The 23896-nt window shown below is 59.7% G+C and carries 19 protein-coding genes and 1 riboswitch; of the genes, 13 read left to right on the top strand and 6 right to left on the bottom strand.

All coding sequences use genetic code 11. The annotated features are described in order from the left end of the window. The first annotated feature begins 1076 nt into the window (after positions 1-1076). Complete coding sequence (locus tag AF70_RS21750) at positions 1077-1895, top strand: M48 family metallopeptidase (RefSeq protein ID WP_019582373.1); 819 nt, start codon at positions 1077-1079, stop codon at positions 1893-1895. Between the two features lie 48 nt (positions 1896-1943). On the opposite strand, the gene AF70_RS21745 is transcribed toward AF70_RS21750, so the two are convergent. The 3 genes from AF70_RS21745 to AF70_RS21735 form a co-directional block, all read right to left on the bottom strand. Next, the gene (locus tag AF70_RS21745; protein ID WP_026331939.1) at positions 1944-2528 is read right to left on the bottom strand and encodes a TMEM165/GDT1 family protein; all 585 of its coding nucleotides are present in this window, start codon (positions 2526-2528) and stop codon (positions 1944-1946) included. A gap of 92 nt (positions 2529-2620) precedes the next feature. Beyond that, a riboswitch (yybP-ykoY riboswitch) is annotated at positions 2621-2743 on the bottom strand. A 52-nt stretch (positions 2744-2795) separates the two neighbouring features. Next, the gene (locus tag AF70_RS21740) at positions 2796-3794 is read right to left on the bottom strand and encodes a class I SAM-dependent methyltransferase (RefSeq protein WP_019582371.1); all 999 of its coding nucleotides are present in this window, start codon (positions 3792-3794) and stop codon (positions 2796-2798) included. Positions 3795-3827: 33 nt separating this feature from the next. Then, a complete protein-coding gene (locus AF70_RS21735; RefSeq protein WP_028939854.1) occupies positions 3828-4793 on the bottom strand; it encodes a 2-hydroxyacid dehydrogenase in 966 nt (321 codons plus the stop codon). A 91-nt stretch (positions 4794-4884) separates the two neighbouring features. On the opposite strand from AF70_RS21735, the gene AF70_RS21730 reads away from it, so the two are divergent. Further along, positions 4885-5514 (top strand): LysE family translocator, encoded by a 630-nt coding sequence (locus AF70_RS21730; protein WP_019582369.1) that lies wholly within the window; start codon positions 4885-4887, stop codon positions 5512-5514. A gap of 13 nt (positions 5515-5527) precedes the next feature. On the opposite strand, the gene AF70_RS21725 is transcribed toward AF70_RS21730, so the two are convergent. Next, positions 5528-6298 (bottom strand): helix-turn-helix domain-containing protein, encoded by a 771-nt coding sequence (locus tag AF70_RS21725; RefSeq protein ID WP_028939853.1) that lies wholly within the window; start codon positions 6296-6298, stop codon positions 5528-5530. 84 nt (positions 6299-6382) lie between these two features. Between AF70_RS21725 and AF70_RS21720 the strand changes: the two genes are divergently transcribed. From AF70_RS21720 to AF70_RS21690, 7 genes are all read left to right on the top strand, one after another. Further along, a complete protein-coding gene (locus AF70_RS21720; RefSeq protein ID WP_028939852.1) occupies positions 6383-7567 on the top strand; it encodes an MFS transporter in 1185 nt (394 codons plus the stop codon). A gap of 147 nt (positions 7568-7714) precedes the next feature. After that, on the top strand, positions 7715-9397 hold the full coding sequence (locus AF70_RS21715) for a fatty acid--CoA ligase (protein WP_028939851.1): 1683 nt from the start codon (positions 7715-7717) through the stop codon (positions 9395-9397). Between the two features lie 333 nt (positions 9398-9730). Beyond that, complete coding sequence (locus tag AF70_RS21710) at positions 9731-11620, top strand: DUF1302 domain-containing protein (RefSeq protein ID WP_019582366.1); 1890 nt, start codon at positions 9731-9733, stop codon at positions 11618-11620. 28 nt (positions 11621-11648) lie between these two features. Beyond that, complete coding sequence (locus AF70_RS21705; protein WP_018929604.1) at positions 11649-13013, top strand: DUF1329 domain-containing protein; 1365 nt, start codon at positions 11649-11651, stop codon at positions 13011-13013. A 227-nt stretch (positions 13014-13240) separates the two neighbouring features. Continuing rightward, entirely contained in the window at positions 13241-15979 is a 2739-nt protein-coding gene (locus AF70_RS21700; RefSeq protein ID WP_028939850.1) for a LuxR C-terminal-related transcriptional regulator, read from the top strand. 85 nt (positions 15980-16064) lie between these two features. After that, positions 16065-16706: an MBL fold metallo-hydrolase gene (locus AF70_RS21695; RefSeq protein ID WP_019582364.1), complete on the top strand. Its 642-nt coding sequence runs from the start codon at positions 16065-16067 to the stop codon at positions 16704-16706. Between the two features lie 105 nt (positions 16707-16811). Next, on the top strand, positions 16812-17543 hold the full coding sequence (locus tag AF70_RS21690) for an OmpA family lipoprotein (RefSeq protein ID WP_018930113.1): 732 nt from the start codon (positions 16812-16814) through the stop codon (positions 17541-17543). A gap of 152 nt (positions 17544-17695) precedes the next feature. Here AF70_RS21690 and AF70_RS21685 read toward each other — a convergent pair whose 3' ends face one another. Continuing rightward, positions 17696-18130, bottom strand: coding sequence for a YhcB family protein (locus AF70_RS21685; protein ID WP_018930114.1), 435 nt, complete (start codon positions 18128-18130; stop codon positions 17696-17698). Positions 18131-18274: 144 nt separating this feature from the next. On the opposite strand from AF70_RS21685, the gene AF70_RS21680 reads away from it, so the two are divergent. The 3 genes from AF70_RS21680 to zapE all read left to right on the top strand — a co-directional run bounded on the left by AF70_RS21680 (position 18275) and on the right by zapE (position 21484). Beyond that, positions 18275-18919, top strand: coding sequence for an alpha/beta hydrolase (locus AF70_RS21680; protein WP_019582363.1), 645 nt, complete (start codon positions 18275-18277; stop codon positions 18917-18919). 24 nt (positions 18920-18943) lie between these two features. Further along, positions 18944-20299: a tryptophan--tRNA ligase gene (locus AF70_RS21675; RefSeq protein WP_028939849.1), complete on the top strand. Its 1356-nt coding sequence runs from the start codon at positions 18944-18946 to the stop codon at positions 20297-20299. 90 nt (positions 20300-20389) lie between these two features. Beyond that, the gene (zapE, locus tag AF70_RS21670; protein ID WP_019582361.1) at positions 20390-21484 is read left to right on the top strand and encodes a cell division protein ZapE; all 1095 of its coding nucleotides are present in this window, start codon (positions 20390-20392) and stop codon (positions 21482-21484) included. Positions 21485-21569: 85 nt separating this feature from the next. Here the strand turns inward: zapE and AF70_RS21665 are convergent, their stop codons facing one another. Continuing rightward, positions 21570-22466 (bottom strand): GlxA family transcriptional regulator, encoded by an 897-nt coding sequence (locus AF70_RS21665; RefSeq protein ID WP_172901249.1) that lies wholly within the window; start codon positions 22464-22466, stop codon positions 21570-21572. A 244-nt stretch (positions 22467-22710) separates the two neighbouring features. Here AF70_RS21665 and AF70_RS21660 point away from each other — a divergent pair, with 244 nt between their 5' ends. Next, on the top strand, positions 22711-23847 hold the full coding sequence (locus AF70_RS21660; RefSeq protein ID WP_018930117.1) for an acyl-CoA dehydrogenase family protein: 1137 nt from the start codon (positions 22711-22713) through the stop codon (positions 23845-23847). Positions 23848-23896: the final 49 nt, after the last annotated feature.

Genomic DNA, 23896 nt, shown 5'->3' with positions numbered 1-23896 from the left:
GGCCGTTACCGCCGATCAGGGCCATTTCCCCGGCGCCGCTGTACAGTTTCTGATTCGCCCCCAGGAGCATTTCCTGGATGAAGTTCACCGACAGGTCGGCGCCGACGATGCCCTGGAACGCGCCGTTGAGCATGATCGGTTCAATGAAGGATGCGAGCATGACGATCTTGTCGCCAACCTTGTAGGGCGCCGGATCGATCACGCAGGATTTTTTGGTTTCCTTGGAGCACAGGTAGTACTCGCTGGCGCGCACACCGGTGGACAGGGTTTTCTGGTCGTCGACGTCCACCAGTTTGTCCAGGCCCAGGCTGCCGTCTTCGTTACGGAACCACCATGGCAGGAAGCGCCCGTTGCTGGCGTCGATGCCGACTACTTTGGTGTCGACGTAGGCCGCATCGTTGTGGTCGAGGGCGTTTTTTTCCCACCCAATGTAGGTGCCGAGAATTTTCGGGTTCCGGGCGACGTTTTCCTTGATCAGGCTGATCAGTTGCTCACGGCTCAGGCTCAGTTGCGGCTGGCCGTCGGCGCCCGGTGTGCCGATCAATGCGTTGACCCGCACCAGACCGCCGGCAATCAGCAGCGGCGCTTCGAGTTCGCGCTGGATCTGGCTGACCTGGGTTTGCGCCAGCGACGTCAGGCGCTGTTCGATGACTTGCTCGAACTGCGCCTGAGTCCGTTGCTGGACCATGTCTTGGGTCCGGGCGCCGGAAAACAGCGCGTACAGCACCAGGGCTGCGACAACGCTGAGCACAATGGCGCCGGCCAGGGCGGCAACGGAAAACTGGATCGACTTGAATTTCATGGGTGCTCCGCACGCAAGAGGACGTCTGCAGAGCTGTATCGGCACTGGGGCGGTGGGGCATGAGCCAGGTGTAACGAATTGGCTGTTTTAGAGTGCTGGATGTCGTAAATGAATCATTGCTGGCCGTGATCAGCCGCGGCGGACGCTGTTGTGTGAATTTTTTCCTACGGTGATCGGGGCTTTGTCTGAAATGTACGTGCTACACGTCCGTTGTATCTAGCGCCGATACAAATCCCCACCTAGGATACGCGGCATGTTTCCAGGGAGCTTCTTGATGAGTAAGACATTGGTTTTGTGTGCACTGAGTGCAAGTCTGCTGCTTGCCGGTTGTCAGTCGGTCAACACCACCAACGGTGGCGCTGTGGGCGTTGAGCGCACGCAATACATGTTCAGTATGTTGTCGACCTCCGAGGTCAACCAGATGTACGCCCAGTCTTATCAACAGACCATCGGGGAGGCGAGCACCAAAGGCGTGCTGGATAAATCCAGTAACAATGCGAAGCGAGTCCAGGCGATCTCCAATCGCCTGATTGCCCAGGCACCGGTGTTTCGTCCGGATTCGGCCCAGTGGCAATGGGAAGTGAACCTGATCAAGAGCGACGAGCTGAATGCCTCCTGCGGGCCTGGCGGCAAGATCATTTTCTACAGCGGGCTGATCGACACCCTGCAACTCACTGATGACGAAATCGCCGCCATCATTGGCCATGAAATCGCTCACGCCTTGCGCGAGCACAGCCGTGAAGCGATGTCCAGGGCTTACGGTCTCGAAATGGCCAAGCAGGGCGCCGGTGCGTTGCTCGGTCTGGGGCAGGACAGCCTGGCCCTGGCAGACACCGTGGCCAAATACGGCATGACCTTGCCCAACAGTCGCGAGAACGAAAACGAAGCTGACTTGATCGGCCTCGAGCTGGCCGCCCGCGCCGGTTACAACCCGAACTCTGCGATCACCCTGTGGAACAAAATGAGCAAAGCCTCGGAAGGCGCGCCGCCAGAGTTCTTGAGCACTCACCCGGCGTCGGCCAGTCGGATTGCGTCGTTGCAGGCGGCGATTCCGAAAGTCATGCCGTTGTACGAGAGAGCCAGGAAATCCTGAGTAAGTGATCGTTCCCACGCAGAGCGTGGGAATGATCGGGTTGTCGTCTCAAACCCAGCCACTGCTCTGCATCGCCTTGTACACCGCGACGATCGCCAGGATGAAGAATGCCGACGCCGCCAGGCGACGGATCAAAGTCAGCGGCAGTTTTTCCGCCGCAAAGTTGCCCGCCAGTACCACCGGCACGTTGGCAATCAACATCCCGGCGGTGGTGCCGAGGATCACCAGCCACAGATCCGGGTATTGCGCGGCGAGCATCACGGTCGCGACCTGAGTCTTGTCGCCCATCTCCGCGAGGAAAAACGCAATCAGCGTGGTCAGGAACGGCCCGAACTTGCGGGCGGTGCTGGCTTCGTCTTCGTCCATCTTGTCCGGCACCAGGGTCCACAACGCGGTGGCGGCGAAGCTGGCGGCGAGGATCCAGTGAAGCGTCGCATTCGAGAAGAAACTGCCGAACCAGGCGCCTACCGCACCGGCCGCCGCGTGGTTGGCCAGGGTTGCGGCGATGATGCCGGCGATGATCGGCCAGGGTTTGCGAAAGCGGGCAGCGAGAATGAGCGCGAGCAGCTGCGTCTTGTCGCCGATTTCGGCCAAGGCAACGATTGCGGTGGGAACGAGTAGAGAGTCCAGCATCATCAGGGTTTTCCTAAGGGGCGGGTCGACACGGCTATGACACGTACAGCCTTCCCGCCCCGGGTAAGGTGTTCGTGTCATAGGTCTTGTCAAACCCTGCGATCCGTCTGATGCGGACGCGTGGGTCGCATACGCCATGGTCTGAGGACCAAGTATGTTGACGTATGCCGGACGAGCATGGCGCTCGTGGGAGACTACTCCCCTAGGACGGAGCGGATTCTGCCTAGGCAAATCCGATAGGGCAAGCCCTCTTTTGCAAAAGCGTTTTCAGCCACGCTTGGCCCGGTAGATTCTAAAACCCTGTCCTTCAGCCTTGATCGCACACGCGCCCAAGTGCTCTTCGATCAGCGGCTGATACTTCAGGAAACTGTTTGCTACCAAGCGCAATTCACCGCCGTTTTTCAGATGTTTAGCCGCTTTTCGCAGCAAGTTCTCTGTGGCGAAGTAGTCGGTGTGTACGCCGACATGGAACGGTGGATTACTCAGAATCGCGCTCAAGCCCATGGGCGCTGCGTCGATGCCGTCACCGGTCAGCACTTCCGCTTCCAGACCGTTGGCGGCCAGGGTCAGGCGACTGCTGGCGGCGGCAAACGCGTCGACATCGAGCAGGGTGACCTGGTTGTGCGGGTAACGTCGCTTGACCGCCGCCCCCAACACGCCTGCGCCGCAACCGAAGTCCAGCAAGTGGCCGCTAGGCAGTTTGTCCAGATGCTCCAGCAACAGGGCACTGCCGCGATCCAGTCGACCATGGCTGAACACGCCCGGCAGGCTGATGACTTTCAACGGCCCTTCGGCCAACGGCAGTTCATAGGTCTGGGCCAGGCTTTCCAGCGACTTGGCTTCTGGCGCATTGGCCACGGTGACCTGCCAGAGCTGGCAATGCCGCGCACTGTCGAGCTTGCGTGGTTTGCCGAAGGGGTTCAGCTGCTTGGCCGCGCCTTCGATGCCGCTGCGTTTTTCGCCGACCAGATACAACTCACGACCGGCCAGACGAGAGGCGAGGGCGTTGAGGATATAGTCGGTCAGGTCCTTGGACTTGGGCAGAAACACCACGGCGCTGTCGAATTCGCGCTCGGGCGCATTCACGCCAAAATGGCTGCGCTCGGCGAAACGGGCGTCCAGTGCTGCTTGATCGCCGGCGTGCCAGCACCAGCCGTGGGCATCGGGCAGGCGACCCAGCAAGTCGTCGGCGGGCAAACCGGCCAGCAGCACCGAACCCTGGAACAACTCGGCCTGACGAAGCAGTACTTCACTGCGCGGATCCATACTCTGCTCCTTGAAAAAAAGTGCCGCAGTTTATCAACTGACGACCCGCAGCGCTTTACCGCTGAAGTAAGCCTGAGCGTTTTCCGTCAACTGGCCAACGATTCGCTGCCGCGCCTCGCGGCTGCCCCAGGCGTTGTGCGGGGTGACGATCAGCCGTGGAATGTCCTGGGCCAGCAGCGGATTGCCCGCAGTCGGTGGTTCGACACTCAACACGTCGGTGGCCGCGCCGCCCAAGTGGCCGTTGCGCAGGGCGTCGGCCAATGCTTGTTCGTCGATCAAGCCACCGCGCGCGGTGTTGACCACGAAAGCACCGGGCTTCATCGAGGCCAGTTCACGGGCACCGATGAAGTGTCGGGTGTGTTCGTTGAGCGGGCAATGCAGGGTCAGGGCGTCGATTTGCGGCAGCAGTTCGTCCATCGGCAAGCGATCCGGGCGGGCAGGGCGGCCCGGAATCTGCCCCAGCAAGACGCGCATGCCGAACGCTTCTGCCAGCCGCGCGACGGCACCGCCCAGTTCACCGTGGCCGAGCAAACCGAGGGTTTTACCTTCGAGTTCGACGATCGGGTAATCCAGCAGGCAGAACTGTTTCGCCTGTTGCCAGCGACCTTCGGCGACAGCTTTTTGATAGTCGCCCAGGCGCGTCGCCAGGTTCAGCAACAACATGATTGTGTGCTGAGCCACCGACGGCGTGCCGTAACCCTGGCAATTGCAAACAGTGATTCCGTGGGCGCGGGCGGCGGCCAGATCGACGTTATTAGTGCCGGTGGCGGTGATCAGGATCAACTTCAACTCGGGGCTGGCCGCCATGGCCGCCGCATCAATCAGGATTTTATTGGTGATGGCGACAGTGGCGCCTTTGAGGCGTTCGATCACCTGCGCAGGCGTGGTCTGGGCGAACAGCTGCAAGTCGCTGAAGCACTCGCGTAGTGGGCTGAGGTCGAGATCGCCGAGGTCCAGGGACGGATGGTCGAGGAAAACGGCGCGGCGAGAGTTCGTCATCAACTGTACCTTTTGTGCATTGAACTGAAGGCGTAATCTGCCGAGCCTACCAGATGAAACAAACAGTTACGCTTGGCCAAAAGGAGCCCCCATGTACTGGACAGAGTTCTTGACCGTTGCCCTGATTCACCTGCTGGCTGTCGCCAGCCCCGGCCCGGATTTCGCCGTGGTGGTGCGTGAGAGCGTGACCCACGGGCGCCGTGCCGGGACCTGGACGGCGTTGGGCGTTGGCTCGGCGATTTTCCTGCACGTCGGTTATTCGCTGTTGGGGATCGGGCTGATCGTGTCCCAGTCGATCGTGCTGTTTAACGCCTTGAAATGGGCCGCTGCCGCGTACCTGTTGTACATCGGCTACAAGGCCCTGCGCGCGCAACCGGCCAAACCTGCGGCTGACGATCTGCACCAGGAAGCGGGTGAGCGCACCGCGCGGGGCGCCTTCACTGCGGGGTTCGTGACCAATGGCCTGAACCCGAAAGCCACGCTGTTTTTCCTGTCGCTGTTCACCGTGGTGATCAACCCGCACACGCCGCTGGCGGTACAGGCCGGTTACGGGATCTATCTGGCAGCGGCAACGGCGCTCTGGTTTTGCCTGGTGGCGATGTTGTTCAGTCAACAACGCGTGCGCGCCGGTTTCGCCCGCATGGGCCACTGGTTCGACCGGACGATGGGCGCGGTGCTGATCGCCATCGGCGTGAAACTCGCGTTCACCGAGATGCATTGACAGTGCTGAGCGTCTACGGGGGATTGAGTTCGCTCAATTTGTTCAGCGCGTTCAGGTACTCCCGAGGGTTTTCCCCGAGCAAACGGCGAAACATTGCGCTGAACGCCCGAGCACTGCCGTAGCCCAGATCGCGTGCCACGCTCTGCACGCTTTCCCCGGCGAGCAGACGCGGCAGGGCTTCCATCAGGCGCAGTTGCTGGCGCCAGGCATTGAAATTCATCTTCAGTTGCTGCTGGAACAGCCGCGCCAAAGTTCGAGAACTGGCGCCGACCTGCTGTGCCCAGTCTTCCAGGGTGTTGGAGTGCTCCGGTGCGCGCATCAGCGCCAGGCAGATGCCCAGCAGGCGTCGATCTTCGGGCATTGGAATGTGTAGCGGAAGGTTTTCCAGGCTGGCGATTTCTTCCAGCATCAGCCGCTGAATCAATGAGTTTTTCGCGTGTCGCGGACCTTGCACCGCGCGCAGGATCAGCTCGCGCAGCAGCGACGTGACGGCCAGCACGCAGCACTGTTGCAGCGTTGGCGGCGACAGTTCGGGGGCAATGAACAGCGAACGCATGCGCACCTCGCCCGACATGAAAATTTCATGCGCCACCAATGGTGGAATCCACACGGCTCGGGTTGGTGGAATGACCCAGGCACCTTGCGCAGTGACCACTCGCATGGTGCCGCAAACGGCGTACAGCAACTGAGCTTCGCGGTGTTGATGCAGTTCCTGGTGAGCACCGTCCACGTAATCTCGCGGATAGGCGCTGACCGGCCCGTGCAGGAAATGGCTGATTAACATGTCAGATCCAATGACTTTGTTGTCAGAATTACTCTTTTTCGCCAACTTAGCATAAGCCGCTCACTACAACGTAAGCGTGCCGCGATGAACCAGTCCAGAAATGTCCTCCGCTATATCAACGCAGCTCATGTGGTCGATCACATGTTCATGCTGATTTTCCCCGCCGCCGTTCTCGGCATGACCCAGGCCTTCGCGCAGGACTACGCCGCGCTGATCGGCCTGTCTCTCGGTGGTTTTATTGCCTTTGGCGCCTGTTCGCTGCCGGCCGGCTGGCTGGGGGATCGCTGGAGCCGACGGAAAATGATGCTGGTGTTTTTTTTCGGCATTGGCGCTTCGGCGATCTTTACCGGCGTGAGCAGCAGCGCACCGATGCTGGTACTCGGCCTGACGCTGATCGGTATTTTCGCCGCGATCTATCACCCGGTGGGCACCGCGATGCTGGTGGCTTACGCGCAGAACCGGGGCCGTGAAATCGGTATCAACGGCATGTGGGGCAACCTTGGCGTGGCGTTTTCGGCGCTGATCACCGGGTTGCTGGTGGCGCAACTCGGCTGGCGTTCGGCGTTCGTTTTGCCTGGCGTGGTGGCGATTGGGCTGGGCATCGGTTTCGCGTTTCAGGTGCGCGAAGAACCGATCCCCAAGCGTGCGCACACACCGCTCAAAGATGCGGCTGGCCAGCGGATTTCCATGGTCATGGTGTTCGGCGTACTGGCCTTGGCCACCGCGACCGGCGGTGTGGTGTTCAACGCCACGACCATGACCTATCCGAAATTGTTTCAGGAACGCCTGCACGATTTGTTTACTTCACCGCAAATCCTTGGCGTCGTAGTCAGCCTGGCGTATGCCTTCGGCGCCGTGGCGCAGTTGAGCATCGGCCGGGTCTTGCATCGTTTCAGTCTGAAATGGCCGTTCATAGTGTTGACGCTGTGCCAGGCGCCACTGTTGTTCGGGTTGGCCTATGTCGACGGCTGGGCCGTGATCGTGCTGGGTGCGGCGTTCATGTTCGTGGTGTTTGGCCAGGTCACGGTGAATGATGCGATGGTCGCCAACTTTGTCGCGCCGCAATGGCAATCCCGAGTCTTCGCGCTGCGTTACTGTTTATCGTTCGGTGCCAGTGCTACCGCGATTCCGCTGATTTCGTTCGTCGAACCGCGCCAAGGTTTTGTAGGCCTTTACCTGATATTGGCGAGTATTGCGGCGTTGACCTTCGTGGCTGCAATGGTTTTCCCCCGGACACCAGCCGAGGCTGCCGTAGGAAAAATGGCGTAACGGCTGACGAACTCTCGTAAATGCTGGCGCAAAGCTAGCATTTGTACGGCTCTGCAAATCATACCTTTGGCTGATTTGGCTGGCGTTCAAGGCCTCTAGAGTGCTTAGCTTTAGCAGCCAAGACTGTGCAGTCAAAAAGGGACTCTTATGTTGCAGACTCGCGTTATTCCTCCAGCCGAGGGCGCTTACCAGTATCCGTTGTTGATTAAACGGCTGCTGATGTCCGGCGCCCGTTACGAAAAAACTCGGGAGATCATCTATCGCGATCAGTTGCGCTACAGCTATCCGACCCTGATCGAGCGGGTCGCACGGCTCGCCAATGTGCTGACAGAAGCCGGCGTGAAGGCCGGGGATACCGTGGCGGTGATGGACTGGGACAGCCATCGCTACCTGGAGTGCATGTTTGCCATCCCGATGATCGGCGCGGTGATCCACACCATCAACGTGCGCCTTTCGCCGGAACAGATTCTCTACACCATGAACCATGCCGAGGACCGCTTCGTGCTGGTCAACAGCGAGTTCGTCGGTTTGTACAAGGCGATTGCCGGGCACCTGACCACGGTGGAGAAAACCCTGCTGCTGACCGATTTACCGGAAAAGACTGCCGAGCTGCCAAACCTTGTCGGCGAGTACGAGCAGTTGCTGGCCGCGGCGAGCCCGCAGTACGACTTCCAGGACTTCGACGAAAACTCGGTGGCCACCACGTTCTACACCACCGGCACCACCGGTAACCCCAAAGGCGTGTATTTCACCCATCGGCAACTGGTGCTGCATACCATGGGTGTGGCGACCATCATGGGCGCCATCGACAGCGTGCGGCTGTTGGGCACCAACGACGTGTACATGCCGATCACCCCGATGTTCCATGTGCATGCCTGGGGCTTGCCGTATGTGGCGACCATGCTCGGGCTCAAGCAGGTTTATCCGGGCCGTTACGACCCCGAGTATCTGGTGGAGCTGTGGCGCAAGGAGAAGGTGAGCTTTTCCCACTGCGTGCCGACCATTCTGCAAATGGTCCTCAATGCCAAGGCGGCGCAAAACGTCGATTTCGGTGGCTGGAAAATCGTCATCGGCGGCAGTGCGCTCAACCATGCGCTGTACGATGCCGCCAAGGCCAAGGGCATCCAATTGACCGCCGCTTATGGCATGTCGGAGACCGGGCCATTGGTATCATGCGCCCACCTCAACGATGAGCTGATGGCCGGCACCGAAGACGAACGCACCACCTACCGGATCAAGGCGGGTGTGCCGGGGCCGTTGGTTGAGGCGGCAATCGTCGACACCGAGGGCAACTTCCTGCCAGCCGATGGCGAAACCCAGGGCGAACTGGTGCTGCGTGCGCCGTGGCTCACCGAGGGGTACTTCAACGAGCCGCAAAAAGGCGCCGAGCTCTGGGCCGGGGGCTGGCTGCACACCGGCGATGTGGCAACCCTGGACAGCATGGGCGTGATCGACATCCGTGACCGGATCAAGGATGTGATCAAGACCGGTGGCGAGTGGATCTCTTCCCTGGACCTGGAAGACTTGATCAGTCGCCACCCTGCGGTACGCGAGGTAGCAGTGGTGGGCATCGCCGATCCACAGTGGGGCGAGCGCCCATTTGCGCTGCTGGTGGTTCGCGAAGGGCATCAGGTCGGGGCCAGGGAACTCAAGGAGCACCTCAAGCCGTACGTTGAACAGGGGCACCTGAGCAAGTGGGCTATCCCGAGTCAGATCGCCGTTGTTACTGAAATTCCCAAGACCAGCGTCGGCAAGCTTGACAAGAAGCGTATCCGCGTCGACATCACCGAATGGCAGGCCAACAACAGCACCTTCCTCTCGACGCTTTAAGCGTCATCTGGCGTGCCCAAAAGGGCACGCCAGAGCCACCAAGCAAGCGCTTGGCTTGTGAAATCCGAATTTTCAGCCATCCTTGCCGTGCCGACATGTGTCGGACTGGCGAAAGGACTGTTCCAGAGTGGCCGGCAGCGCAAATCACACTTTAGAGGGATCAAGCACTACTACCTGCTGGCTATAGTCCGCTCAAGGATTTTTAAGAACGGAGCTCACGCAATAAACGGGGCGATGCAACTTTGGAGTGACTTCGGACCGCTTGGCTTCCGGTTACCCACAGCGTTTTTAAAAGTACTAAGCCATAACAATAATGCACATGGAGTAGCGTCGATGACATCAGTAAACCAGTTCTGGCGCCGGGCGAAACTGCCCCTGGCGGTCAGTCTCGCCTCTTCGCTCGCCGGGCCCGCATTCGGCGTCAGTTTCAACGTTGGTGAAATCGAAGGTCAATTCGACTCATCCCTGTCGATCGGAGCCAGTTGGTCTACTCAGAGTCCCAACAAAAACCTGATCGGCGTCAATAACGGGGGCCATGGCCTGTCCCAGACGTCCGATGACGGTCACGCCAACTTCAAGAGTGGCGAAACCTTCTCGAAGATCTTCAAGGGTATTCATGACCTTGAATTGAAATACGGCGACACCGGTGTCTTCGTCCGAGGCAAATACTGGTACGACTTCGAACTCAAGGATGAAAGCCGCGAATTCAAGGACATCAGCGACAGCAACCGCAAGGAAGGCGCCAAATCCTCCGGCGGCGAGATCCTCGACGCCTTCGTCTACCACAACTACTCCATTGCCGATCAGCCGGGTTCCGTGCGTCTGGGCAAGCAGGTTGTGAGTTGGGGTGAAAGTACTTTCATCGGCGGCGGCATCAACTCGATCAACCCGATCGACGTCTCCGCGTTCCGTCGTCCCGGCGCCGAGGTCAAGGAAGGTCTGATCCCGGTCAACATGTTCTACGTGTCCCAGAGCCTCACCGACACCCTGTCGGCCGAAGCCTTCTATCAGCTGGAATGGGACCAGACCGTCGTCGATAACTGCGGCACTTTTTTCTCCCAGCCCGACATCATTGCCGACGGTTGCGACAACAACCTGCGCGTGCTGAACAAGCGTTCGACCATTCCGGCCGCCGCTCTGCCGACATTGACCAGGCTGGGCGTGGACGTCAACGAGGAAGGTGTGCTGGTGCGCCGTGGCGCGGATCGCGATGCGCGGGACAGCGGCCAGTGGGGCGCGTCCCTCAAATACATGTTTGAGCCGCTGGATACCGAGTTCGGCGCCTACTTCATGAACTATCACAGCCGTGCGCCGATTTTCAGCGCCACGGGTGCTCCAGCATCGGCCTATGCACGGGCAGCGGCCTTGCCGGGGGCGCTTCGGGCTCTGGCACCATTGGTGGTCGCGGGTAACTCGAACTACTTCGTCGAGTACCCGGAAGACATCCGCCTCTACGGCTTGAGCTTCTCCACTACCTTGCCTACCGGCACGGCGTGGAGCGGTGAGCTCAGCTATCGTCCGAACGCGCCGGTGCAGCTCAACTCCACCGACATTCTGTTCGCCGGCGTGCGTCCATTGGGCGGCGCCCTGACCAATGCTTCGCTGCTTAATGGTGTGCCGGGTCAGGACTTGCACGGCTATCGCCGCAAGGAAATCACCCAGTTCCAGACCACCCTGACGCACTTCTTCGATCAGGTCATGGGCGCCAGCCGTCTGACCCTGGTGGGCGAACTGGGCGTGACCCACGTCGGTGGCCTGGAAAGCACCTCTGACGTCCGTTATGGCCGTGACCCGGTCTACGGGCCTGGCGAACTGCCGTCCACCGGTGGTCTCGATACCTGCTCGGCGATCCTTAATACCAGCACCATCAACGGTGCCGGCCCAGGTGCCGCTACCAATAACCGCAGCCGCAATTGCAACGACGACGGCTTCACTACGGCCACTTCGTGGGGTTATCGCGCCCGGGCCATTTGGGAATACCCCGACGTATTCGCCGGTGTGAACCTCAAGCCGAACGTGGCCTGGTCCCACGACGTGAGCGGTTACTCGCCAGGCCCTGGCGGCAACTTCGAGGAAGGTCGTAAAGCGGTAAGCCTGGGGCTCGATGCCGAATACCAGAACACCTACACCGCGAGCCTGGCGTACACCAACTTCTTTGACGGCAAGTACACCACCGTAGATGACCGCGACTTCGTTGCGCTCAGCTTCGGCGTGAACTTCTAAGCACTGCATTTTCAGGACGAACACATTTATGAAAATAACAAAGAGTCTGTTCCATGTTGGTGTTCTGGGGCTTTCGCTGCTGGCGACCGCTGTCATGGCGGCGGTCCCTGCGGCCGAAGCGGACAAGCTGGGCAAGAGCCTGACCCCGATGGGGGCCGAGATGGCAGGCAACGCCGACGGCTCGATCCCGGCCTGGAAACCGATGCCAAAAAACGCCGGTAGCGTGGACAGCAAGGGTTTTCTGTCTGATCCGTTCGCGAGTGAAAAACCGCTGTTCACCATCACCGCGCAGAACGTCGACCAGTACAAGGACAAACTCGCGCCGGGCCAGTACGCGATGTTCAAGCGCTACCCGGAAACCTTCAAGATGCCGGTCTACCCGTCCCATCGCGGCGCCACTGTGCCGGATGAGGTGTTTGCCTCCATCAAGAAGAACGCTACCAACACTAATCTGGTGTCCGGTGGCAACGGTCTGGAGAACTTCGAAACCGCGATCCCGTTCCCGATTCCGAAAAGCGGCGTTGAAGTCATCTGGAACCATATCACCCGTTATCGCGGCGGCAGTGTGACCCGCCTGATAACCCAGGCCACGCCGCAGGCGAACGGCTCGTTCAGCCTGGTGTACTTCGAGGACCAGTTCGTGTTCCGCGACAGGATGAAGGATTACGACCCGAAGAACCCAGGCAACATTTTGTTCTACTTCAAGCAGAAAGTGACCGCGCCGGCTCGTCTGGCCGGTGGTGTGCTGCTGGTGCACGAAACCCTCGACCAGGTTAAAGAACCGCGTTCGGCGTGGGTCTACAACGCCGGGCAGCGTCGTGTGCGTCGTGCGCCGCAAGTGTCCTACGACGGGCCGGGTACCGCTGCCGATGGCCTGCGTACCTCCGACAACCTGGACATGTACAACGGTGCGCCGGATCGCTATGACTGGAAGCTCGAAGGCAAGAAAGAGATGTACATCGCCTCCGACAGCTACAAGCTCGATTCGCCACAGCTGAAGTACGCCGACATCATCAAGGCTGGTCACATCAACCAGGACCTGGCTCGCTATGAACTGCGCCGGGTCTGGCATGTGGTCGCGACACTGAAGGAAGGTCAGCGTCACATCTACGCCAAACGTGACTTCTATATCGACGAAGACACCTGGCAGGCGGCAGTGGTCGACCACTACGACGGTCGCGGGCAACTGTGGCGCGTCGCCGAGGCTCACTCCGAGAACTACTACGACAAGCAAGTGCCGTGGTACGCCCTCGAAACCTTGTACGACCTGCAATCGGGCCGCTACCTGGCACTGGGCATGAAGAACGAAGAGAAGTCGGCCTATAACTTCGGCTTCACCGCCAGCACCGCCGACTTCACTCCGGCCGCGTTGCGTCAGGAAGGCGTTCGCTAAAAACGTTGTAACCCGAGGCCGCATCCTCGAAAAAAACGCCCCGACTGGTTCGGGGCTTTTTTTTGGAAGTTCATAAAGAGCGTCGTAGCAGCTGTCCGGTATACCGACATTTTTGGTTGTAGTCTTTTTGTAGTCATTTGTAGCAATAACCTTCAATAGCTCTTCGTTTACCGCTAGGCTGCGGACATCTGTAACGCCGCCATCAGTATTTCAAACAAGAGCCGGCCATGACTGATCTGTCCCCACTTCCGGGTCCTGCAAGCGTTGCCGTCGCGGCACTGGACGGGCGCTTTTTCCGGCCTCCACTGCCCGACGGCCATGTGCTGCGGCCGCGTCTGTGCGAGCGCCTGAGTGCAGGTCTCGGTGGCAGGCTGTTGCTGGTCAGCGCGCCGGCAGGGTTCGGCAAGAGTTCATTGGCGGTGGAGTTTTGTCAGGGGTTGCCGGATCACTGGCAAAGCCTGTGGCTGGGCTTGAGTCTGCGGGACAGTGATCCCGGCCGTTTTCTTGAGCGCCTGCTCGAAGGTCTTCAGGACTACTTTCCACAACTGGGCAGCCAGGCGTTGGGGCTGCTGAAAATGCGCCAACGTCATCAACCGTTCGCCTTTGAAGAATGGCTGGACGGTTTGCTCGATGAACTGACCGTGCACCTCTCACCCAACACGCCGCTGCTGTTGGTACTTGATGACTATCATCTGGCCCAGGGCCCGGTGCTTGATCGTTGTCTGCAGTTTTTCCTCAATCATTTACCCGATGGCTTGTTGGTCATGGTCACCAGTCGGCAGCGTCCGGACTGGCATCTGGCACGCCTGCGGCTGTCGCGGCAACTGCTCGAGTTGCATGAGCAGGATCTTCGGTTGACCCATGATGAAGCCCTGAGCCTGCTTGATCGACACAGCATTTCATTGCGTGGCGAGGCGCTGGAGAATTTGATCCAGCGCAGCGAAGGCTGGGTGGCAGGGCTGCGCTTTTGGCTATTGGCGGCCTCCGAGGTGGGCAGTGAGGGCGCATTGCCCCAATCGTTGTACGGTGGGGAAGGGCTGATTCGCGATTACCTGCTCGAAGAAGTCATCGATTGCCTGCCCGCCGAGGTGCAGTCATTTCTGTACGACACCGCGCCCCAGGAGCGCTTTTGCAGTGAGCTGTGCGACGCTGTGCGCGAAGCCCATGACAGCGCCGAAATCCTGCGTTTCCTGCTGGCGCATCAGGTGTTTCTGGTGCCGTTGGACGAACACGGTCACTGGTATCGCTATCACCACCTTTTTTCCGATCTGTTGCGCAGCCGGCCCACCGCCCAGGCGATGGTGCCGACGGCCAGTTTGCACCTGCGCGCCTGCCGCTGGTTCAACGCCCAAGGGCTACTCGATGAGGCGGTGGAGCAGGCATTGCGCGCCGGGCATCTGGATGTCGCGGCGAATCTGGTGCAAAACCTTTCTGAAGAGCAACTGCTGGCCGAGCAGAACGTCGGCATGTTGCTGCGCTGGAAAATGGACTTGCCCGATAGCCTGTTAATCAGCACGCCACGGCTGATCGTGCTCTACAGCTGGGCATTGGGGCTGGCCTGTCAACTGGACGCCGCCGAGGAGCTGGCCAGTCACCTGAGCCGCTTCCTGCCGGCGCCGTCGGCTACTGCGCAAAAATCCATGCTGGCGCAATGGCTGGCCCTGAGCGGGATCATTGCCCGGGGGCGAGGCGATCGCGAGCTGACCATGCTCTATTGCACCGAAGCGCTGGAAAGCCTGCCGGCCAAACGGTATGGACAGCGACTGATGTGCCTGTCGACCTTGTCCAATCTGGCGATTGCCGATGGCGACTTGTGGCGTGCCCGGGGGTTGAATCGTGATTCGCTGGAGTTGGCACAGCGCGTTGGCAATCCGTTGTTCGAGGCCTTGGCTCATTACGACCGCGCCCGGGTATTGCAGGCGCGAGGGGAGATCCTGCGTTCACTGGATGAAGTCCGTCAGGGGCTGCAACGCCTGCAAGGTTTATCCCCACAACGGCTTTATGCGGTGCGCGCCCGCCTGACCTTGTACGAGGGTTTTTTGCTGGCGCTGCGCTTGCAACCCCAGGCCGCGCGGGCACGTTTACTCGCGGGGTTGGGTGAAGCCAGGGCCTGTCGTGACATCAGTGTACTGATCGGCCACTGTGTTATTGCCCGGCTGGACGGCAGCAGCGGCGAATTTGCAAAAGCCTTCGCCGAACTCGCTGAGGCCGAGCGGCTGATGCACATCTGGGACGTTCCGCCGATTTACTATCTGGCGATGATTACCCTGGTCAAATGCGAGCTGTGGCTAGCCCAGGGGCGCATCGATCTGGCCGAAGCCTGGCTCGCGCGATTGGGCCAGACTTACAACGGCGAGCACCGGGCGGCTCCTCCGGAATTTCATCCGCAATTACCGTTGCACATTGAACTGCAACAGGCGGTGCTGGACGTGATGAAGGGCCAGCCCATGCTCGCCGAAGGGCGCTTGAACGCGCTGCATGAGCACGGTCAGCGCAGTGGTCGGCAGATGCTCAGCGTGATGACGCTGAGTCAGAAAGTCATGCTGTTGCTGGTGAGTGGGCGTGAACCCGAGGCCCGCAAGGCGCTGTCCCAGGCTTTGGAGGCGGCCGCCGGAGGTGTCCTGCAACCGTTTGACCGATTACTGGCTGAGCACGCGGACTGGCTGCGCGGGCAACTTCAACTCTGTGCGCCGACGGCTGTTTCGCAGAGTCTCTTGGAAAAGCTTCCGGTCATGGCTTCCCGTTCGGTGGTGGAGTCATCGCCAGTCACCGAACAACTCAGTACACGTGAGTTGGCCGTTCTGCGACTGATCGCACTGGGGTGTTCGAATCAGGAAATCAGTGAGCAGTTGTTCATTTCGCTGCATACGGTGAAGACACATGCCAGTCATATCAACAGTAAGCTTGGGGTAGAACGCAGGACCCAAGCTGTGGCAAGGGCTAAAGAGTTGGGGGTGTTGGGGTAGCGCATTTTTACGACGCAAATAGGTGTAAATGGATTAATGCGATTTTGTGCCAGAATTGGCCATTCCTGTTTTCCGAGCGTGCCCGATGTCTCAGCAACCCACCCTCATTCGCGAAACCTTCCCCGTCGGCCCTTTGCAGTGCAACTGCACAATCATCGGCGACCCGATCAGCAAAAAGGCCATCGTGGTCGATCCGGGAGGTAATCACGAACTGATCCTCGCCCGTCTCGACGCCTTGGGCCTGAAGGTGGTCAGCATCATCCATACCCACGCACACCTAGATCACTTCCTGGCCTCGGGTCAGTTGAAGGAGAAAACCGGCGCGACGCTGCACCTGCATAAGGACGATCAGTTCCTCTGGGACAACCTGGAGATGCAGTGCCAGATGTTCGGTGTGCCTTACACCCCGGTGCCATCGCCGGATCGCTGGTTGGCCGACGAAGAAGAGCTGGCCTGCGGTTGTGGTGTTGCGTTGCACACGCCGGGTCATACGCCAGGTTCCATGAGCTTTTGGTTTTCAGAGGCTAAGCTGCTGATTGCCGGTGACACGCTGTTCAAGCGGGGGGTAGGGCGCACGGATTTGTGGGGCGGCGATCAGGCGACGCTCGTGCGGTCGATCAAGCAGCGGTTGTATACCCTCGACGAAGAGGCCACCGTAGTGGCCGGGCATGGTCCGGACACCTGTCTGGGCGATGAAATGCGCGGTAACCCCTTTGTGCGAGCCTGATGGCTCATGACGGAATTTTTGTCGTTGCCAGTGATCCAACGCCCGCAAAGGTTCATTGCTTAAGTCCGTTGCACCACAGAATGCAAAAAAAGTAGGAGCTCCTCCATGTTCACCTCGCGTCGTTTGATCGTTGTCGCTACTGCAGTGGCTCTGTTGTCCGGTTGCGCATCGCCGAACCCTTATGACAACCAGGGTCAGGCTGATGGCAGCTCCACGGGCATGAGCAAAACCGCCAAATACGGTGGCCTCGGCGCCCTGGCCGGTGCGCTGGCCGGTGCTGCCATCAGCCACGATAACCGTGGCAAGGGCGCGCTGATTGGCGCCGCCGTGGTGGGTGCTTCTGCCGCCGGTTACGGTTACTACGCCGACCAGCAAGAGAAAAAGCTGCGCGCCAGCATGGCCAACACCGGGGTTGAGGTGCAGCGCCAGGGCGATCAGATCAAGCTGATCATGCCGGGTAACATCACGTTCGCCACCGATTCGGCGAACATTGCCTCAAGCTTCTACCAGCCGCTGAACAACCTGGCGGGCTCGCTCAAGGAGTTCAACCAGAACCAGATCGAGATCGTCGGCTACACCGACAGCACCGGCAGCCGCCAGCACAACATGGACCTGTCCCAGCGTCGCGCCCAGAGCGTAGCGACTTACCTGACCTCACAGGGTGTCAGCGGCGCCAACCTGTCGGCACGTGGTGCCGGGCCGGATAACCCGATTGCCAGCAACGGTGATGCCAATGGCCGGGCACAGAACCGCCGCGTCGAGGTCAACCTGAAGGCGATTCCGGGCCAGCAATACGGCGGTCAGCAACAGCCAGGCACTGTTCAGCAGTACCCATAAGAGGCTGACCTCTTCCTGAAATGAAAATGCCCGATCCTTAAAGGATCGGGCTTTTTTTTGTGCCGCTTGTTCAGGCGATGAAAACTTCAGAATAAAAAAAAGCCCTCGGACAATCACTCGTCCGAGGGCTTTTTGTGTCGCGCGAAACCTGATTACTTCTTCAGGCCGTAATGCTCATCGAGCATGCCCGGCGCGTTCGGGGCTTTGGGAGCGTAATCGCGAGGCGGTTCCTGATCGCGCGGTGGCGTCAGGCGTTCCCGTGGAGCCTGCACCGCGTCAGCGTGCAGGGCAGCCAGCAAGCGTTGGCGAGTCTGCTCGTCCAGGGCCAGGCGGTTGGCACCCTCGGCGAGATGATCCTGCACTTCCTGATAGCTCTGAGTCAGTTTCTTGACCAGGGATGCAGTGCTGTTGAAGTGGGTGACCACTTCGTTCTGATACTTGTCAAAACGTTCCTGAATATCATCCAGCTGACGTTGCGTGCTGCTCGGAGCGGCATTCGGCACCAGGCGAGCGATCAGGAATCCAATGGCGACACCCACAACCAGGGCAAGAGTCGGCAACAACCAAACTAAGAGCGAGTGTTCCACGAGTCCTTCCTCTATAAACGGCTTTGCTTTACGTTAACGGCTCGAACCTGCGCTGTATACCGCGATTCACTCGCAATAGATTGGCACAGACAATTTGCTAGACGAGTCGACCCGATTCGAGGTCACGGAGTTCCTTCCTTGCTTATGCGCGAAACCCCTGTAGTGATTGATGGCCCGGTGGGTCAGTTGGAAGCCCTGTATCTGGAAAACATGAGCCCGGACAATGAGCAGCCCCGCGGCCTGGCGCTGATCTGCCATCCGAACCCGGTGCAGGGCGGCACGATGCTCAACAAAGTCGTCTCGACCCTGCAGCGCACCGCGCGGGACGCCGGTTTGATTACCTTGCGTTTCAACTACCGTGGCGTCGGTGCCAGTGAAGGCTCGCACGACATGGGCTCCGGCGAAGTCGACGATGCCCAGGCAGCGGCCGAGTGGCTGCGGGCCAAACATCCTGAATTACCTTTGACCCTGTTCGGTTTCTCCTTCGGCGGTTTTGTTGCAGCCAGTCTCGGCGGACGCCTGGAGGCCAAGGGTGAGCAGATCAAGCATCTGTTCATGGTCGCGCCTGCGGTCATGCGTCTGGGTGATCAGGATCAACTGCCGCACCAAGGTACATTGACCCTGATCCAGCCGGAAACCGACGAAGTGATCGATCCGCAACTCGTTTACGATTGGTCCGACGCACTCGATCGCCCCCATGAGCTGCTGAAAGTGGCAGAATGCGGACACTTTTTTCATGGCAAGCTGACCGATCTCAAGGATCTGATCCTGCCGCGTCTTTCGAATTGATTGCAGTCTGACAAGCGATTACCCATGACGACTCGTACCCGTATCCTCACCGGCATCACCACCACCGGCACGCCGCACCTGGGCAATTACGCGGGGGCTATCCGCCCGGCGATTCTTGCCAGCCGCGATAGCAATGCCGATTCGTTCTACTTCCTGGCCGACTACCACGCCCTGATCAAATGCGATGATCCGCTGCGCATCCAGCGCTCGCGTCTGGAAATCGCCGCGACCTGGCTGGCCGGTGGCCTGGACGTGGACCGGGTGACGTTCTATCGCCAGTCCGACATCCCGGAAATCCCGGAGCTGACCTGGCTGCTGACCTGCGTGGCCGCCAAGGGCTTGCTCAACCGCGCCCACGCCTACAAGGCGTCGGTGGACAAGAACGTCGAGAATGGCGAAGACCCGGATGCGGGCATCACCATGGGCCTGTACAGCTACCCGGTGCTGATGGCCGCGGACATCCTGATGTTCAACGCCCACAAGGTGCCGGTCGGTCGTGACCAGATCCAGCACGTGGAAATGGCCCGTGACATCGGCCAGCGCTTCAACCACTTGTTCGGCCAGGGCAAGGAGTTCTTCACCATGCCCGAGGCGCTGATCGAGGAAAGCGTCGCCACGCTGCCAGGCCTCGACGGTCGCAAGATGTCGAAGAGCTACGACAACACCATTCCGTTGTTCAGCAGCGCCAAAGAGATGAAAGACGCGATTTCGCGGATCGTGACCGACTCCCGTGCCCCGGGTGAAGCCAAAGATCCGGACAACTCGCACCTGTTCACCTTGTTCCAGGCTTTCGCTACACCGGCACAAGCCGACGAATTCCGCAGCGAATTGCTCCAGGGCCTGGGTTGGGGCGAGGCGAAGAATCGCCTGTTCCAGTTGCTGGACAACGAGTTGGGCGAGTCCCGCGAGCGTTATCAGCAGTTGATCGAGCGTCCGGCGGATCTGGAAGACATCCTGCAGGCCGGCGCCAAAAAGGCGCGTGCCGTGGCCACGCCGTTCCTCAACGAACTGCGTGAAGCGGTCGGCCTGCGCTCTTTCGTCGCCCAGACTCAAGTGGCTGCCACCACCAAGAAGAAAGCCGCGAAAGCCGCGCGCTTTGTCAGCTTCCGTGAAGACGATGGCAGTTTCCGCTTCCGTCTGCTGGCGGCCGATGGCGAGCAGCTGCTGCTGTCGCGCCACTTCGGCGATGGCAAAACCGCAGGTCAGGTGACCAAACAACTGCAATCCGGCCAGCCATTGGACGTGCGCAGTGAAGACCTGAGCTTCAGCGTCTGGCTGGAAGGCGAGTGCGTGGCCGACAGCCCGGCCTTCGCCGACATTGCTGCTCGCGATGCTGCCATCGGCGCATTGCGGGTTGCACTGACACCGGTTCAGGAATAAACAACGGTTCGGTCCGACCAAGGGCCGATTGCCATTCCCACGGGCCGTCGCTACAGTGACGGCCCGTTTTTGTTGCCTTGCTAACGAATTATGACGCCCCTAGAACGATACCAAGCTGATCTGAAACGCCCGGAATTCTTCCACGATGCTGCGCAGGAAACGGCAGTGCGTCATTTGCAGCGCCTGTACGACGATCTGGTCGCGGCCTCGCAGAACAAACCGGGCCTGCTCGGCAAACTGTTTGGCAAGAAGGACCAGGCGCCGGTCAAGGGCCTGTATTTCTGGGGCGGCGTGGGTCGCGGCAAGACTTACCTGGTCGACACCTTCTTCGAAGCGCTGCCGTTCAAGGAAAAGACCCGCACTCACTTCCACCGCTTCATGAAGCGCGTGCACGAAGAGATGAAGACTCTGGGCGGCGAGAAAAACCCGCTGACGATCATCGCCAAGCGCTTTTCCGACGAGACGCGAGTGATCTGTTTCGATGAATTCTTCGTCTCCGACATCACCGACGCCATGATCCTTGGCACGCTGATGGAAGAACTGTTCAAGAACGGCGTGACCCTGGTCGCGACCTCGAACATCGTGCCGGACGGTCTGTACAAGGACGGCCTGCAACGTGCGCGCTTCTTGCCGGCCATTGCGCTGATCAAGCAGAACACCGAGATCGTCAACGTCGACAGCGGCGTCGATTACCGTCTGCGTCACCTCGAGCAAGCGGAGCTGTTCCACTTCCCGCTGGACGAAGCCGCCCAGGAAAGCCTGCGCAAGAGTTTCCGGGCCCTGACGCCGGAATGCACGGCTGCCGTCGAGAACGACGTGCTGATGATCGAGAACCGTGAAATCCGCGCCGTGCGCACCTGCGATGACGTGGCCTGGTTCGACTTCCGCGAACTGTGCGACGGCCCGCGCAGCCAGAACGACTACATCGAACTGGGCAAGATCTTCCATGCCGTGTTGCTCAGCGGCGTCGAGCAGATGAGCGTCACCACCGACGACATCGCCCGACGTTTTATCAACATGGTCGACGAGTTCTACGACCGCAACGTGAAGCTGATCATCTCTGCCGAAGTCGAGCTTAAAGACCTCTACACCGGCGGTCGCCTGACCTTCGAGTTCCAGCGCACGCTTAGCCGCTTGCTGGAAATGCAGTCTCACGAATTCCTGTCCCGGGCGCACAAGCCGTAGGACATTTCGGAAAATAAAAAAGGGCCTGCATTGCAGGCCCTTTTTTATGCGCGCTGAAGAGCCAATCTGGATTGGTGTCTAGCTCTTAAGCTGCTTGTTGAAACTGCTGCCGATACTGATTCGGCGACAACTCCGTATGCTGGCGGAACAATCGGGCGAAGAAGCTCGCATCGTCGTATCCGACTTCATAGCTGATGGTCTTGATGCTCTTGCGGCTGCCGGACAACAAGCCCTTGGCGGTCTCGATGCGCAGGCGTTGCAGGTAATGCAGCGGTTTATCGCCGGTGGCGGTCTGGAAGCGTCGCATGAAGTTGCGGATGCTCATGCCGTGTTCGCGGGCCACGTCTTCGAAGCGGAATTTATCGGCGAAGTGTTCTTCGAGCCAATGCTGGATCTGCAGGATGATCACATCCTGGTGCAGTTTCTGCCCGCCGAAACCGATCCGCCCCGGCGCATAGCTGCGTTGTACTTCGTAGAGAATGTCGCGAGCCACGGCCTGGGCCACGTTGGCACCGCAAAAGCGCTCGATCAGGTAAATGTAGAGGTCGCAGGCTGAGGTGGTGCCGCCGGCGCAATACAGGTTGTCGGCGTCGGTCAGGTGTTTGTCCTGATTGAGATGAACCTGCGGGAAGCGCTCGGCGAAAGCATTGAAGAAGCGCCAGTACGTGGTCGCTTCCTTGCCGTTGAGCAGTCCGGCTTCGGCGAGCCAGAACACCCCCGTGGCCTCGCCACACAGCACTGCCCCGCGGGCGTGTTGTTCGCGCAGCCACGGCAGGACCTGTGGATAACGTTTGCAGAGTGTGTCGAAATCGTCCCAGAAGGCGGGGAGGATGATGACGTCGGCATTTTCCAGGCCGCCGTCCACCGGCATGATCACATCGCTGAAGCTGTTCACCGGTTTGCCGTCGGGGCTGACCAGCCGGGTTTCGAACGCCGGTGTCAGGCCGTGGCCCAGTTGTTTGCCATAGCGCAGGCTGGCCAGATGGAAGAAATCCTTGGCTTGCATGAGGGTGGAAGCGAAAACCCGGTCGATAGCCAGGATACTGACGCGCCGTAAGGGCTGTGAGGCTTGGTTAGACATAATTCAACTTTATTTTTATAGGGGAAAGTGGTCACCAGACGGCTGGATCGTCTTATTTTTTGTCGGATGTGTCCAGTGTCCTGTATCGGAAGCGAGGCTTAGTCTCTGAAGATCAATTCCGTCTGACAATAACGACAGGTGACGCATGATCCCCAGAACCTTGTTCAGCCCCGAGCACGAGCTTTTTCGCGACAGCGTGCGAACGTTCCTCGAAAAAGAGGCCGTGCCGTTCCATGGGCAATGGGAAAAACAAGGCTATATCGACCGCAATCTCTGGAACAAGGCGGGGGAGGCGGGGATGCTCTGTTCGCATCTGCCGGAAGAATACGGTGGGCTGGGGGCCGACTTTCTCTATAGCGCAGTGGTGATCGAGGAGGTCGGTCGTCTGGGGCTGACCGGGATCGGATTTTCTCTTCATTCGGACATTGTTGCGCCTTATATCCTGCATTACGGCAGTGAGGCGCTGAAACACAAATACCTGCCCAAGCTGGTGTCTGGCGAGATGGTCACTGCGATTGCCATGACCGAGCCGGGTGCTGGCTCCGACCTGCAAGGGGTGAAGACTACCGCGGTGCTGGAGGGCGACGAATACGTGATCAACGGTTCGAAGACTTTCATCACCAACGGCTTTCTGGCTGACCTGGTGATCGTCGTGGCCAAGACTGATCCGAAGGCGGGGGCGAAGGGCACCAGTCTGTTTCTGGTGGAGGCCAACACGCCGGGTTTCGCCAAGGGCAAGCGCCTGGAAAAGGTCGGCATGAAGGCTCAAGACACCTCGGAGCTGTTCTTCCAGGACGTTCGGGTGCCCAAGGAAAACCTGTTGGGCCAAGCGGGGATGGGCTTCGCTTACCTGATGCAGGAGTTACCGCAGGAGCGCTTGACGGTCGCGGTGGGAGGCTTGGCGTCAGCCGAAGCGGCGTTGCAGTGGACGCTGGATTACACCCGTGAACGCAAGGCTTTCGGCAAGGCCATCGCCGACTTCCAGAACACCCGCTTCAAGCTCGCTGAAATGGCGACCGAGATTCAGATCGGCCGGGTCTTCGTCGATCGCTGCCTGGAACTGCATCTGCAAGGCAAGCTCGACGTGCCGACGGCGGCGATGGCCAAGTACTGGGGCACCGACCTGCAATGCAAGGTGCTCGACGAATGCGTGCAGTTGCATGGCGGTTACGGATTCATGTGGGAATACCCGATTGCCCGGGCATGGGCGGATGCGCGGGTGCAGCGGATTTATGCCGGGACCAATGAAATCATGAAGGAGATTATTGCGCGGTCGCTGTAATGCAGCGTGATCGTTCCCATGCTCTGCGTGGGAACGATCGTCGACGTAA

This window comes from Pseudomonas sp. KD5 (assembly GCF_012932895.1).
GTDB lineage: Bacteria > Pseudomonadota > Gammaproteobacteria > Pseudomonadales > Pseudomonadaceae > Aquipseudomonas.
This window is presented reverse-complemented; position numbering and strand designations above follow the sequence as displayed.

Bases quoted from the DNA above. Each gene is read 5' to 3' on its own strand.
- AF70_RS21680 (WP_019582363.1), top strand. From the start codon at position 18,275: ATGCGCGAAACCCCTGTAGTGATTGATGGCCCGGTGGGTCAGTTGGAA.
- AF70_RS21745 (WP_026331939.1), bottom strand. From the start codon at position 2,528: ATGCTGGACTCTCTACTCGTTCCCACCGCAATCGTTGCCTTGGCCGAA.
- AF70_RS21750 (WP_019582373.1), top strand. From the start codon at position 1,077: ATGAGTAAGACATTGGTTTTGTGTGCACTGAGTGCAAGTCTGCTGCTT.
- AF70_RS21705 (WP_018929604.1), top strand. From the start codon at position 11,649: ATGAAAATAACAAAGAGTCTGTTCCATGTTGGTGTTCTGGGGCTTTCG.
- AF70_RS21700 (WP_028939850.1), top strand. From the start codon at position 13,241: ATGACTGATCTGTCCCCACTTCCGGGTCCTGCAAGCGTTGCCGTCGCG.
- AF70_RS21730 (WP_019582369.1), top strand. From the start codon at position 4,885: ATGTACTGGACAGAGTTCTTGACCGTTGCCCTGATTCACCTGCTGGCT.
- AF70_RS21720 (WP_028939852.1), top strand. From the start codon at position 6,383: ATGAACCAGTCCAGAAATGTCCTCCGCTATATCAACGCAGCTCATGTG.
- AF70_RS21740 (WP_019582371.1), bottom strand. From the start codon at position 3,794: ATGGATCCGCGCAGTGAAGTACTGCTTCGTCAGGCCGAGTTGTTCCAG.
- AF70_RS21690 (WP_018930113.1), top strand. From the start codon at position 16,812: ATGTTCACCTCGCGTCGTTTGATCGTTGTCGCTACTGCAGTGGCTCTG.
- zapE (WP_019582361.1), top strand. From the start codon at position 20,390: ATGACGCCCCTAGAACGATACCAAGCTGATCTGAAACGCCCGGAATTC.
- AF70_RS21725 (WP_028939853.1), bottom strand. From the start codon at position 6,298: ATGTTAATCAGCCATTTCCTGCACGGGCCGGTCAGCGCCTATCCGCGA.
- AF70_RS21715 (WP_028939851.1), top strand. From the start codon at position 7,715: ATGTTGCAGACTCGCGTTATTCCTCCAGCCGAGGGCGCTTACCAGTAT.
- AF70_RS21710 (WP_019582366.1), top strand. From the start codon at position 9,731: ATGACATCAGTAAACCAGTTCTGGCGCCGGGCGAAACTGCCCCTGGCG.
- AF70_RS21660 (WP_018930117.1), top strand. From the start codon at position 22,711: ATGATCCCCAGAACCTTGTTCAGCCCCGAGCACGAGCTTTTTCGCGAC.
- AF70_RS21735 (WP_028939854.1), bottom strand. From the start codon at position 4,793: ATGACGAACTCTCGCCGCGCCGTTTTCCTCGACCATCCGTCCCTGGAC.
- AF70_RS21675 (WP_028939849.1), top strand. From the start codon at position 18,944: ATGACGACTCGTACCCGTATCCTCACCGGCATCACCACCACCGGCACG.
- AF70_RS21695 (WP_019582364.1), top strand. From the start codon at position 16,065: ATGTCTCAGCAACCCACCCTCATTCGCGAAACCTTCCCCGTCGGCCCT.